This window comes from Mycobacterium sp. NGS61 (genome assembly GCF_059812325.1).
Window position 1 is genome coordinate 233,550 of the sequence record NZ_JCALCL010000001.1, and the last position, 12,792, is coordinate 246,341.

Consider the following 12,792-nt stretch of genomic DNA (forward strand, 5'->3'; position numbering starts at 1 on the left):
CTGGTGTGGGATAGACTCGCTGCGACAGTGACCGCCCGACGCTCGTGGATTCTCGCGCTAGGGGTCTTTCTGCTGGCGGCCGGTTTCATGGCACTCATCGGTGGGAACGCAGCGGCAAGCCAGGCGCCGTCATCGGTGCCGACAGATTCGGATTCAGCGAAGGTAGCCAAACTGTCCGCCCAGTTTCCCGGTGGCGACCAGGTACCGCTGATCGTGGTGGTCAGCAGTCCCGAGGCCGGTGCACCCGACCCCGCCGCGCTGCAGCGCGCGACCGAACAGGCCCGCGATCGGATGCGTGCCGTCGCCCGACCGGCAACGGCTCCGGTGCCCGCATTCGTCTCGGCTGACGCCAAGGCAGGCATCGGGGTGGTGCCGATCAGTGCCGGCCTTTCCGGACTGGACCTGCACGATGCTGTCGCCACGTTGCGCACCGCAGCCAACAATGGCTTGCCCGAAGGATTTTCGGCTCATGTCACCGGCGGGCCGGCCTTCGGTGCCGACATCGCCAACGCGTTCAGCAATGCCAACATCACCCTGCTGATTGTGACCGCCGCCGTGGTGGCGTTCCTGCTGATCGCCACTTACCGCTCGCCGGTGCTGTGGCTGGTACCGCTGACTGTGATCGGCTTGGCCGACCGGGTCGCGGCGGCGGTGGGAACCGCGGTGGCGTCCATGACCGGCCTCAGTTTCGACGGGGCGACGTCCGGAATCACCAGCGTGCTGGTCTTCGGCGCCGGCACCAACTACGCGCTGCTACTGATTTCGCGCTACCGGCAGGAACTTCGGCTGCACGCCGAGCACCGCGACGCGCTACGCCGAGCCGTCCGGACGGCCGGTCCGGCGATCGTGGCCAGCAATGCCACCGTGGTGCTGGCGCTGCTCACCTTGATTTTCGCCGTCACACCGAGCACCCGCAGTCTGGGCGCGCTCGCGGCGTGCGGTCTGGTCGTCGCCGCGGTCTCGGTGCTGGTGTTGCTGCCACCCCTGCTGGCGCTGTTCGGACGGCGGCTGTTCTGGCCGTTCATCCCGCAACCCGACCACACCACCGCCGTCGATACCGGACTCTGGCACCGGGTTGCCGCACACGTCGCCCGTCGACCGGCACTGGTCGCGTCCACCACGATCCTGCTGCTGGCCGTGCTGGCGACCGGGCTGGTCACCGTGCGCATCGGCCTTTCCCAGACCGAACAATTTCGCGTCACAGCGGATTCGGTGACCGGGTTCGACATCGTCGCGGCGCATTTCCCGGCCGGTTCGGCCAATCCGACTGAAGTCATCGCCCCCACCGCAGAGTCCGCCCGGGTGCAGCAGGCCATCTCCGCCACCCCCGGCGTCGTCTCGGCCGAACCTGCAGGCGCTCCGGCGGCGGGGTTGAGCAGATGGTCGGTGGTGATCGACGCCCCGCCGTCCTCCCCGCAAGCATTCAACACCATTGCCGCACTGCGGCATTCGACCAAATCCGTGACCTCGGCGGCTTTGGTCGGCGGACCCGACGCCCAGGCCCTCGACGTGCGCGATGCCGCGACCCGCGACCGGACGGTGCTGATTCCGGCGATCCTCACGGTCATCCTGTTGGTGCTCTACGTCCTGTTGCGGTCGGCCCTGGCGCCGCCGATGTTGCTGGCGGCGACCATCCTGGGCGCGCTGGCTGCACTCGGTCTCGGCGGTTGGTCGAGTATGCAGGTGTTCGGGTTTCCCGCCCTGGACAACACCACTCCGCTCTACGCGTTCCTGTTCCTGGCCGCACTGGGCGTCGACTACACCATCTTCCTCGTCACCCGCGCTCGCGAGGAGGCCGCCGGCCACGGGGCCCGGGACGGAATGGTCCGTGCCGTGTCGGCCACCGGCGGGGTGATCACCAGCGCGGGAATTGTGCTGGCTGCGGTCTTTTGCGTGCTCGGCGTGCTGCCGCTGATCGTGATGACCCAACTGGGCATCATCGTCGGTCTCGGCATTCTGCTGGACACCTTCATCGTGCGCACGCTGGTTATCCCCGCACTGTTCGCGCTGAGCGGGGACCGCATCTGGTGGCCGGCGGCCGTCTGGCGAACCCGACCCGACGTCGAGGGTCAAAACCGAAGGGAATCAACGTGAATAAGTCAACTCTGGCCGGGACCGGACTGGCCGTCGCCGCGGCGGCCGGCACCGGCGCCATCGCAAGTCCGGGCCGAACGCCGTTGTGGTACGCCCGAATTCGCAAGCCGCGTTATCAGCCACCCAGCGTGGTGTTCCCGGTGGCCTGGACCGCCCTCTACACCGACATCGCGACCACCTCCGCGGTGGCCATCGACCGGTTCCGTGCGGCCGGGCAGCCGGACAAGGCCCGCCGGTACGCCACCGCGCTGGGCATCAACCTGGTGCTCAACGCCGGTTGGAGCTGGTTGTTCTTCCACCACCACAAACTAGGTGCCGCCGCCCTGGGTGCCGCCGCACTCACGGCCAGCAGCACCGATCTCGCCAGACGCGCCGCCGAAGCTGATCCCCGCGCCGGACTGGCGCTGGCGCCGTATCCGCTGTGGTGCGGGTTCGCCACCGTGCTGTCCACCCACATCTGGCGACTCAACCGTTAGGAGGCGTCATGCCCACCCTGTTGTGGTTTCGACGGGACCTGAGGCTGCGCGATCACCCGGCACTGGCCGCCGCGGCCCAGAACGACGCGGCCGGCGAGGTGCTCACCTGCTTCGTGCTCGATCCCCGGCTGGAGGCATCCTCCGGGCCGCGCCGGCTGCAGTTCCTCGGCGACTCACTGCGACAGCTCAGCAGCGACCTCGACGGTCGCCTGCTGGTGGTGCGCGGCCGGCCGGAGCAGCGAATTCCCGAGATCGTCACGAAGATCGATGCCTCCGCAGTACACATCACCGAAGACTTCGCGCCGTTCGGCCGACGCCGCGATGACAAGGTGCGCGCTGCACTGGATTCGGTTCCGCTGGTGGCCACGGGATCTCCGTATCTCGTCTCGCCCGGACGGATCACCAAGGACGACGACACCCCGTACAAGGTATTCACCCCGTACTTCAGCCGGTGGCGCGACGCGGGATGGCGGGACCCAGCCAGAACCGGTGCCGAATCCGCACACTGGCTCGACCCGTCGGCAGTCAAGATCAGGACGTGCGAGATTCCGGACCGCGGCGTCGAACTCGACCTGAAAGCCGGTGAAGCGGCCGCACTCTCGCAGTGGTCGGCATTCATCGACGACGGCATTTCGCGTTACGAGACCGATCGCAACCGGCCGGATCTGCCCGGCACCAGCCGGATGTCGGCGCACCTGAAGTTCGGCACCATCCACCCCCGGACCATGGTCGCGGATCTGAACCTGCGCCGTAAAGGCGACTCAGCGTACCTGCGGGAGTTAGCGTTCCGGGATTTCTACGCCGCGGTACTGCATCACTGGCCGCACAGCGTCTGGTGGAACTGGAACAGCGACTTCGACGCCATCCAAACCGACACCGACGCTCAGGCCGAGCGCCGGTTCGAGGCCTGGAAAGCCGGCCGGACCGGATACCCGATGGTCGATGCCGCGATGCGGCAGTTGCGCCAGACCGGGTTCATGCACAACCGGGCGCGGATGATCGTCGCCTCCTTCCTGGTCAAAGATCTGCACCTGCCGTGGCAGTGGGGCGCGGCCTGGTTCCTGGAGCAACTCGTCGACGGCGACATGGCCAACAACCAGCACGGGTGGCAGTGGTGCGCGGGCTCCGGCACCGATGCCGCCCCCTACTTCCGGGTGTTCAATCCCACCACCCAGGGTGAAAAGTTCGATCCTGCAGGCGATTACATTCGCCGCTGGGTGCCTGAGCTGGATGCCGCGACCGATGCGCATCTGCGGAAGGGGGACCGCCCGGCCAGCTATCACGAACCGATCGTCGACCATGCCGCCGAACGGACCGAGGCGCTGCGGCGTTACAGCAACATCAGCTGAAGGCTTGGGCAAAGGCTGTGCGCCGTGCCATTATCAGCCGGTTCACGGTTTCAACGGTCGCCAGAGCCCGGAGGGTGGTATGAGCCAGTCGCTGTGTCGGATGTTGATCGTCTCTGGCGCCGCAGCCGGTCTGGTGCTCGGCGCAGGCGCCTGCCACTCGTCTGACGGTGACTCGCGCGCTCGCGAGGTGGACAGGCATGTGCTGGAGAACGAGATCGCATCGCACATGACCGACTCCAGCACCGACAAGCCGCAGGCGGTGGCCTGTCCGGCCGGTCTGCCGGCTAAGGTGGGGGCACAGGTCAAATGCAAGATGAAGATCGACGGCCCACCCGACGAGGTCAACGTCACCGCCACCGTCACCAACATCGACGGCAAGACGGTGATCTACCACTTCCTGAAATCAATCGATCAGGATCGGGTCGCCAAAATGATCCGCAACAAGCAACGCAACGAGTCGGTCACGTGTCCCGAGGAATTGAAGGGTCTGGTCGGCACCAAACTGCGGTGCCAACTCATCAACGGCAACAGAACATTCGGCGTCAACGTGGTGGTCACCGACGTGCCCGGGCCCCGGGTCAACTTCAACTTCGAAATCGACGACCAGCCCCAGTGAAATCCGGCCGTGGTCAGGCCGGCAGGTTCTTCTTGATGGTCGCGTCCTGCTTCTGCGCCACCGCGGTGGCGAAATCGACAGGTGCGGCGTCCCCGGGGGGACCTTCGAAATGCAGCGTGACGGACGCCTTGCCTTCGGTGAACACCAGCAGCGTCACGGCTTTGGATTTGTCCGGCGAGGTGCCCAGCACCACGGTCCCGCCGTTACCGACCGCCACGGGTTGGGGGGTGCCGTCGATCACCCAGTTGTTCAGCGTCCCCGTCGTGCCGTTCATCGCTTCGACCGCAGCCGCAGCATCCGGCAGGACGGCGATGCTGACACTGATGATGTTGTCGCCCTTGGCATTCCGGAACGTGCCGTCCACGCCGGGGTTACCACTGGACGGGGTGGGCGGCTGCCCGACCTCGAGCGGGTCACCCGAGAGCGCCTGTAGGTCGCTCAGCGGTACCAGCAAGTTCGTGTAGTCGGTGGGCGCGACCGTGCCCGACGTCGCAGCGGGCGACGAACTGGCGCTGCCCGAGCCGGCGGCCGATGTGGTCGTCGACGAAGCCGGCGCCTTTTCGTCCTTGCTGTCACACGCGGGGACCAACGCGCCAAGGGCTATCGCCGCGGCCGCACTCAGCACCGCAATGGTCGGCGTCTTCATTGGCGCTCCCGTCATCTGTTGTCGATTCGACCACCGTTGATCGAACAGCATGGCGGGCGGCACCGCAACCGCGGCAACCCGGACTAGCGCGACGCCTTCTTACGCTCGATGTCGGCGAGGGCGGCAGCGAGTTCGGCGCGCTGCGCCGCAGAGGTCTCCCACGACAATTTCCGGTTCTTGACCACCTTGGCCGGGGCGCCGACTGCGATCGAATAGTCCGGGACGACGCCGCGCACCACCGCATGCGAACCCAGCACACAACCCCGTCCGACAGAGGTACCGCGCAACACCGAAACCTTCACCCCCACCCAGGTGTCCGGTCCGATGCGCACCGGCGACTTGATGATGCCCTGATCCTTGATCGGCAGCGTGATGTCGTCCATCCGGTGGTCGAAATCGCAGACATAACACCAGTCGGCCATCAACGCGGACTCGCCGAGCTCGATGTCCAGGTAGCAATTGATGACGTTGTCGCGTCCCAGGACCACCTTGTCGCCGAACCGCAGCGATCCTTCGTGCGCGCGGATGGTGTTCTTGTCGCCGATGTGCACCCACCGGCCGAACTCCAGCTGGGCCAGCTCGGGCGTGCAGTGGATTTCCACACCTTTGCCCAGGAACACCATCCCCCGGGTGATGATGTGCGGGTTCTGCAGCTTGAACTTCAGCAGCCGCCAATACCGCACCAGGTACCACGGCGTGTAGGCCTTGTTGCGCAACACCCATTTCAGCGACGCCAGCGTCAGGAAATTGGCTTGGCGGGGGTCTCTAAGCTGGGCGCCACGCCACCGGCGGTGCAGCGGAGCTCCCCACATGCTCGTCATGGCCCGAAAGCCTACCCGTGGAGCTACGGGTTACCCTCACCTGTACTCGGTCTCTGCTTGCCACTGAAGGATTGCCGAAAGGAAAGAGTGCTCGTCCGACGTCTCCTGGCAATCGTTGCAGCAGCCGTGCTCACCATCGGCCTCGGCGGATGCGGCAATACCGATTCGTGGGTGAACGCAGCGCCCGCACCGGGCTGGCCCGCGCAGTACGGCGACGCCGCCAACAGCAGCTACACCGCGACGGCCGGTGCCACCAAGCTCAGCCTGCGCTGGACCCGTTCGGTCAAGGGCAGCTTGGCAGCCGGTCCGGCACTGGGTGCGCGAGGCTTTCTCGCCCTGAATGCGCAGACACCCGGCGGTTGCTCCGTCATGGAGTGGGAAATCGGCAACGGGCGCCAGCGCTGGTGCATCCGGCTGATCCAGGGTGGCGGATTCGGCGGGCCGCTCTTCGACAGCTTCGACAACCTGTACGTCGGTCAGCCGGGCGCGATCATCTCCTTTCCGCCGACGCAGTGGACTCGCTGGCGCGAACCTGTCATCGGAATGCCCAGCACCCCAAGGCTTTTGGGTGACGGCCACCTGCTGGTCAGCACCCACCTGGGCCAGTTGCTGGTCTTCGACACCCATCGGGGCGCCGTGGTCGGCAGCTCGCTGGATCTGGTGGAGGGTGTCGACCCCGCCGACGCCACGCGCGGGCTGGCCGACTGCGCCCCGGCCCGCCCGGCCTGCCCGGTCGCGGCGGCTCCCGCGTTCTCCGCGGCCACCGAGACGGTGGTGGTCGGCGTGTGGCAGCCGGGAGCTCCCACAGCGGGTCTGGTCGGCCTGAAGTACCACGGGGGGCAGCTCACCCGGGAGTGGACCAGCGACGCCGTCGGCGGTGGCGCGCTGGCCAGTCCGGTGTTGTCCGCGGACGGATCAACCATCTACGTCAACGGCCGCGACCAACGGTTGTGGGCGCTGCATGCTGCCGACGGCAAACCCAAATGGTCTGCGCCGCTGGGGTTTCTGGCGCAGACACCACCATCGGTCTCCCCGCAGGGACTGATCGTGGCCGGCGGTGGCCCCGACGCCCGGCTGGTCACCTTCCGCGATGCCGGCGAGCACGCCGAGGTGCTGTGGCGGCGCGAGGATGTCACTCCGCTGTCGACGTCGACGCTGGCCGGTGACAGCGTGGCGTACACGGTCACCGCCCCGCATGAGGGCGAGCCCGGCATGTCGGTCCTGATCTTCGACCCGACCAACGGACACACGACCGCCAGCTATCCGCTCCCGGCGGCCACCGGATCTCCGGTCGGGGTCGCGGTCGGTAAGGACCGCCGCGTGGTGGTTACCACCAGCGACGGTCAGGTCTACACCTTCGACCCGGCCTAGGCCCGGGATCGTCCCTGGTCAGCGCGGCCCATCCGGGCTCCCGCGGACCTAGACGGCCAGCGGCGGGATCGCGCTGCGCGGCACCTGGACCTGAGTGGCGCCGGCGAACGACGGCAACAGCTCGCCCTGGGCGAAGTAGAAGATCACGGCGTCGTCGGTGATCGCGAAGTTCTGATAGTTGGTCGGGTCGTGACCGGCCCCGGGCGACACTCCCCCGCCCATCCCGCTCTGGTGTTCCAGTTCGCGTTGCACGATCGGGAAGATGGCGTCCAGTGGATTGCTGTTCGGCGGAAACAATGTGTCGAAGGTGATCGGCTGCTTGGTGTTCAGGTTGTAGTTGAAAGCCTTGTACCAGTTGGACGGCCGGGCCCCGCCGACGTCCTGGAAGAACTTCAGCACCACGCTGCGGGTGCGCGGCGGCAGGCCGGAGCTGTGCTGCTCGTTGGTGGCATCCATCTGGTAGGGCTGGTCGCGCCGTCCTGATCCCTGCGCGACGTTGACGAAGCCGTCGCGATTCTGCGTGATGTAGTCGGTCAGCGCCTGCTGGTCGGGATAGTCGACGGGGAACGTGAGGTCCAGCGTGTAGGTGGCACCGGACTGGTGGATGTGGCAGATCTGGGCGCCCTCGACCGCGCCACCCAGACTCGCGCACGACGGCGGCGCGGCGGCGGTGTCGGAGGCCGGCCAGCCCGCCAGCGCCACGACAGCCAGCGTCGCGGCGGCAACTAGATAACGCATCGTCGTCACTGTCCTCGAGATCAAAATGGCGGTGATGCCATATCGAGATAATCGCCGTCAGCGTACCCGGCGTTACCGGGAGGGCCGGCAAACGTATGCCACCGCGGCGCCGCCGGCCCGCGCACCGATGCGAGTGATGACGACCGACAGCGGTTCGCCGCCCCGCAACCGCATCCGGCGGCGCAACGCGTCGGGATCCACCGCGACACCGCGGACCAGGATTTCCAGCGCGCCGCAGTCCCGCGCGGACAGCGCCCGGCGCAACTGCCGCTCGTCGAACGCCACCTGTTCGAGCACCTCGAACCCCCGTACGCCCGGCGGCAGTCGGTCTCCGGACAGGTAGGCGATGTCGGGGTCGAGCTGCCACAGCCGGTGCCGGGTGGCGTAGTGGCGGACCAGCCCGGCCCGCACGACCGCGCCGTCGGGGTCGACGATCCACCGCCCTACCGGCCGGACCCGACAGTCCTCGGCGTCGGCCGAGGTGATCTGCTCGGCACGGTCCAGGATGGTGGCGCGGCGCCGCACGCCCGCCTCGGCCAGCCCGCCCCACCACAGGCAGGCCTCCCGCACCGAACCGCGGTAGGAGGTCACCTCCACCTCGCCGTCGAACCCGAGCCGGCCCACCTGGTCGAAATCGATTCCCGGCGCGCACTTCACGGCCAGATCCCGGCCGCGGTAACGCTGCAACACCTGATCGAGCGCCGGTTGGTAGTCGCGGGGGTCGAATCGGCGCCGGCCACCACCGCGCCGCGCCGGGTCGACGACGACGGCCGCGTCGCGGCTGACCGGGTGCAGCGCATCGGCACGGCACAGGTAGGCGTGCTCACCCAGGTTGTGGCCGGCCATGGCCAGCCGGACCGGGTCGATGTCGCTGCCGATGACCCGCGTCGCCACACCGCGCAAAGCAGCCAGCTCGGTGCCGATGGAACAGGTCACGTCGTGCACGACGCGCCCGGCCAGGCGGGCGGCCCGGTGCAGCGCGACGGGTGCCGCGGTGGCCTGCTGCAACGCCTCGTCGGTGCATAGCCAGCCCGCGACATCGCCCAGCGCGCCCAGCTTCTGCTGCGCTTTGCGGCGCAGCAGCGTCGTCTCCACCAGCACCGCAGCGCGGTCACCGAAGCGGGCGCGCACCGCGGAGACATCGGTGATCCGGGTGGCGTCGCTCAACTCCAGTTCGGCGACCACCGCAAGCGCGGCGGCACCGGACTCCGACCGCAGATAACGGACGGCGTCCAGGTCGAAAAGGCTCAGGAGGGTTTGACCCCGGTGATCATCACGTTGTAGAACCACCCCTTCGGCGCCACGTGGCGCCACACGTTGGCGTCCACCCAGCTCAGCGCCTTCCAGCCGTTGAACGCGAACTTCGCCCAACCCCAACCCAGACGCCCGGGCGGCACCGAGGCCTCGAAGGTGCGCACCGGCCAGCCGAACATGGCCGCGGTGAACTCCTCGCTGGCAGTCTCGACCTGGACCGCGCCAGCGTTGGCGGCCATCTGCTCGAGGTCTTCCGGTGCGAAGGTGTGCAGGTCGACGACCGCTTCCAGGGCCGCGGCCCGCGACGATTCGTCGAGCTCCTCCTGGGGTCGCCGCCAGCCGGCCAGGCCGGGCAGCTTGGTGATGTTGGTGGCGACCCGCCACGTCAACGTGGAGAGCTCGCGCGCGTAGACATTGCCGATCGAGGTCGGCTCCCCGGCGAACACGAACCGTCCGCCCGGCTTGAGCACCCGGATCACCTCGCGCAGGGACAGTTCGACGTCGGGGATGTGGTGCAGGACGGCGTGCCCGACCACCAGGTCGAAGGTGTCGTCGTCGTACGGGATGCCTTCGGCGTCGGCGACGCGACCGTCGATGTCCAGACCCAGCGACTGGCCGTTGCGGGTGGCGACCTTGACCATGCCGGGCGAGAGATCGGTGACCGATCCGCGGCGGGCCACGCCGGCCTGGATCAGGTTGAGCAGGAAGAAGCCGGTGCCACAACCCAACTCCAGGGCGCGGTCGTACGGCAACTCGTTGATCACCTCGTCGGGCACGATCGCGTCGAATCGGCCGCGCGCGTAGTCGATGCAGCGCTGGTCATACGAGATCGACCACTTGTCGTCGTAGCTCTCGGCTTCCCAGTCGTGGTAGAGCACCTGGGCGAGTTTGCTGTCGTGACGTGCGGCGGCCACCTGCTCCGCGGTCGCGTGCGGATTGGGCGCGGGGACCTCAGTACTCCTCGTCATGCAGGGCAGCCTAACGGGCGCGGTGACTGCCCGTGGTCCGGGCGCCCTGACCAGCGGCGAACACCTCGACGTACCGGCGTTGTTCGGCGGCCAACCGCTCGGCCTCCGACGGCGCGCCGTACACGTCGTTGATCCCGGCCTTGGCCGCTGCCAGAGCCGGCGCCGGACCGTCCAGGAAGCGTCTGGCCCAATCCGCCGCCGCGTCGTAGACGTGGTCGGGGGCCACCATGTCGTCGATCAGGCCCAGCGCCAGCGCCTCCTCGGCGTCGAAGAAACGCCCGCTGAACACCAGTTCCTTGGCCCGGCTGGAGCCGACGACGTGAGTGAGCCGGGCCATCCCGCCGCCGCCGGGCACCAGGCCGGCCAGGATCTCGGTCGCGCCGAACTTCACGTTGTCGCCGCTCACCCGCCAGTCCGCGGCCAGGGCCAGCGTCAGGCCGGCGCCCAGCGCGTAGCCGGTGATGGCGGCGACGGTGGGTTTGGGGATGGCGGCAACCGCGTCGATCGCGTCGCACCGGACCTGTGCTGCGGTACCGGCTTCGGCGGCGTCCAGGGTCTGCAACTCGGGCATGTCGTCACCGGCGGTGAAGATGTCGTGACCACCGAACAGGATCACCGCGGCGACGTCGTCGCGGCGGCCCAGTTCGTCGGCGGCGGCGATGATCTCCCGGTACACCTGCCGGGTCAGCCCGTTGGTCGGTGCCCGCGACAGCAGCAGCATGGCCAGCCCGGCATCCTGCGAGCCGTCACTGACCACCACGCTCACGAATTCGCTCAAAGCGGCCAGTCCATGAAGCCGCCCGCTGTGCGTGCCTGGTGATAACGGTCGGAGTCGAAGAACTCGAACACCCAGTTGTCGCCGCGCTTTTCCAGCAGCGGCTGGACCGCGACGATCTGCCGCTGCACGGCCAGCACGTCGGCGACGGTCCGACCGGCCAGCGCGTCCAACTGCGTCCACGTAGGCGGCAGCAGCACGTTGCGGCCGGCTTCGAAATCGGCGATGGTGTCCTGCGGCAGCGCCCATTCGGCCCGGTCGGACTCGGTGTTCTCGCCGTCGGCGCGCTGTCCCTCCGGCAGCGCCGCGACGAAGAAGTAGGTGTCGTAGCGCCGGGTGCGCTCGGCTTCCGGGGTCACCCAATTCGCCCAGGGCCGCAACAGATCGGCGCGCAACACCAGGTTCTCCCGACGCAGGAAGTCGGCGAAGGACAGCGTGTGGTCGGCCAGGGCACGACGAGCGTCGCCGTACACCGAGGCGTCGCCGACGATGCCGTCCGGATCGTCGGCCGGCCCGGCGAACAACACACCGGACTCCTCGAAGGTTTCCCGCGCCGCGGCACAGACCAGCGCCTCAGCCAGGTCGGTGGCGATGCCGAACCGGTCGGCCCACCACTGCGGCGGCGGTCCCGCCCAGCCGATATCGGCGTTGCGGTCGCGGTCGTCGACCCCGCCGCCGGGAAAGACGATCACCCCGGGGGCGAACTCCATCTGCGAGTGCCGGCGCATCAGGAAGACGTTCAGGCCGGCGGGCGCATCGCGCACCAGCATCACCGTCGACGCCGGGCGCGGTGTCAGGGGCACCTGTGGTTCGTTCACTGTTGTCTCCGATGGGCTGCTCGCGCGCGGACCCGGCGCGCAAAGTACCGGCCGTCCACCACGTCCAGCGCGATCCGCTGTCCGAATGCCGCGGACAGGTTCTCGGCGGTCAGCACGTCCGGCAGCAGACCCGAGGCGACCACCTGCCCTTCCGACAGCAACAGGCAGTGACTGAAACCCGGCGGCACCTCTTCGACGTGATGAGTCACCAGCACCTGCGCCGGCGCGTCGGGGTCGGCGGCCAGGTCGGTCAGCCGCGCCACCAGCTCCTCACGGCCCCCGAGGTCCAGGCCGGCGGCGGGCTCGTCCAGCAGCAGCAGTTCGGGGTCAGTCATCAGAGCGCGGGCGATCAGCACCCGTTTGCGCTCCCCCTCGGACAACGTGCCGTAGCGGCGGTCGGACAGGTGCTCGGCGCCCAGGCTCTCCAGGGTGTCCAGCGCGCGCCGGTAGTCCAGCTCCTCGTAGGCCTCCCGCCACCGCCCCAGCACCGAATAGCCGGCCGAGACCACCAGGTCACGCACCACTTCGTTGTCGGGCACCCGCTGCGCCAGCGACGACGAGCTCAGGCCGATCCGCGATCGCAGTTCGGAGACGTCGACGCGGCCCAGCCGCTCCCCCAGCACGAACGCGACACCGGTCGACGGGTGCTCGGTGGCGGCGGCGATGCGCAGCAACGATGTCTTGCCGGCCCCGTTCGGGCCGATGATCACCCAGCGCTCGTCGAGTTCGACCGCCCAGTCCAGCGGGCCCACCAGCGTGCGTCCGCCCCGGCGCAGCGACACGTTCCTGAAGTCGATCAGCAGATCGGGATCGGCGTCCAGTTCGGCCACCCGATTATGGTGCCGTACCGGGGCACCGCCTCGGTT

At 68.4% G+C, this 12,792-nt stretch carries 13 protein-coding genes; 5 read left to right on the plus strand and 8 right to left on the minus strand.

Going from position 1 to position 12,792, the window contains the following annotated elements:
• The 4 genes from AC5Y3Z_RS01135 (at position 1) to AC5Y3Z_RS01150 (ending at position 4,535) form a co-directional block, all read left to right on the plus strand.
• A complete protein-coding gene (locus AC5Y3Z_RS01135; RefSeq protein WP_473139256.1) occupies positions 1-2,094 on the plus strand; it encodes an MMPL family transporter in 2,094 nt (697 codons plus the stop codon).
• On the plus strand, positions 2,091-2,570 hold the full coding sequence (locus AC5Y3Z_RS01140; protein WP_463827136.1) for a TspO/MBR family protein: 480 nt from the start codon (positions 2,091-2,093) through the stop codon (positions 2,568-2,570). Before AC5Y3Z_RS01135 ends, AC5Y3Z_RS01140 begins: the two co-directional genes overlap by 4 nt.
• A gap of 8 nt (positions 2,571-2,578) precedes the next feature.
• The gene (locus AC5Y3Z_RS01145) at positions 2,579-3,919 is read left to right on the plus strand and encodes a cryptochrome/photolyase family protein (protein WP_473138983.1); all 1,341 of its coding nucleotides are present in this window, start codon (positions 2,579-2,581) and stop codon (positions 3,917-3,919) included.
• Positions 3,920-3,998: 79 nt separating this feature from the next.
• A complete protein-coding gene (locus tag AC5Y3Z_RS01150; protein ID WP_463827138.1) occupies positions 3,999-4,535 on the plus strand; it encodes a DUF4333 domain-containing protein in 537 nt (178 codons plus the stop codon).
• 13 nt (positions 4,536-4,548) lie between these two features.
• On the opposite strand, the gene AC5Y3Z_RS01155 is transcribed toward AC5Y3Z_RS01150, so the two are convergent.
• Entirely contained in the window at positions 4,549-5,181 is a 633-nt protein-coding gene (locus tag AC5Y3Z_RS01155; RefSeq protein WP_463827139.1) for a hypothetical protein, read from the minus strand.
• Positions 5,182-5,264: 83 nt separating this feature from the next.
• Positions 5,265-6,002: an acyltransferase gene (locus tag AC5Y3Z_RS01160; protein WP_463827140.1), complete on the minus strand. Its 738-nt coding sequence runs from the start codon at positions 6,000-6,002 to the stop codon at positions 5,265-5,267.
• 111 nt (positions 6,003-6,113) lie between these two features.
• On the opposite strand from AC5Y3Z_RS01160, the gene AC5Y3Z_RS01165 reads away from it, so the two are divergent.
• Positions 6,114-7,373, plus strand: a complete 1,260-nt coding sequence (locus tag AC5Y3Z_RS01165; protein ID WP_473139257.1) for an outer membrane protein assembly factor BamB family protein — start codon at positions 6,114-6,116, stop codon at positions 7,371-7,373.
• A 48-nt stretch (positions 7,374-7,421) separates the two neighbouring features.
• Here the strand turns inward: AC5Y3Z_RS01165 and AC5Y3Z_RS01170 are convergent, their stop codons facing one another.
• The 6 genes from AC5Y3Z_RS01170 to AC5Y3Z_RS01195 all read right to left on the minus strand — a co-directional run bounded on the left by AC5Y3Z_RS01170 (position 7,422) and on the right by AC5Y3Z_RS01195 (position 12,756).
• On the minus strand, positions 7,422-8,111 hold the full coding sequence (locus AC5Y3Z_RS01170; RefSeq protein WP_463827141.1) for an esterase: 690 nt from the start codon (positions 8,109-8,111) through the stop codon (positions 7,422-7,424).
• Between the two features lie 72 nt (positions 8,112-8,183).
• A complete protein-coding gene (locus AC5Y3Z_RS01175) occupies positions 8,184-9,401 on the minus strand; it encodes a class I SAM-dependent methyltransferase (RefSeq protein ID WP_473138984.1) in 1,218 nt (405 codons plus the stop codon).
• Positions 9,359-10,333, minus strand: a complete 975-nt coding sequence (locus AC5Y3Z_RS01180) for a class I SAM-dependent methyltransferase (protein WP_463827143.1) — start codon at positions 10,331-10,333, stop codon at positions 9,359-9,361. Before AC5Y3Z_RS01180 ends, AC5Y3Z_RS01175 begins: the two co-directional genes overlap by 43 nt.
• A 10-nt stretch (positions 10,334-10,343) precedes the next feature.
• Entirely contained in the window at positions 10,344-11,111 is a 768-nt protein-coding gene (locus AC5Y3Z_RS01185) for an enoyl-CoA hydratase (RefSeq protein ID WP_473138985.1), read from the minus strand.
• On the minus strand, positions 11,108-11,926 hold the full coding sequence (locus AC5Y3Z_RS01190; protein ID WP_473138986.1) for an NUDIX hydrolase: 819 nt from the start codon (positions 11,924-11,926) through the stop codon (positions 11,108-11,110). Before AC5Y3Z_RS01190 ends, AC5Y3Z_RS01185 begins: the two co-directional genes overlap by 4 nt.
• On the minus strand, positions 11,923-12,756 hold the full coding sequence (locus tag AC5Y3Z_RS01195; RefSeq protein WP_463827146.1) for an ABC transporter ATP-binding protein: 834 nt from the start codon (positions 12,754-12,756) through the stop codon (positions 11,923-11,925). The genes AC5Y3Z_RS01190 and AC5Y3Z_RS01195 overlap by 4 nt, the downstream gene beginning before the upstream one ends.
• Positions 12,757-12,792: the final 36 nt, after the last annotated feature.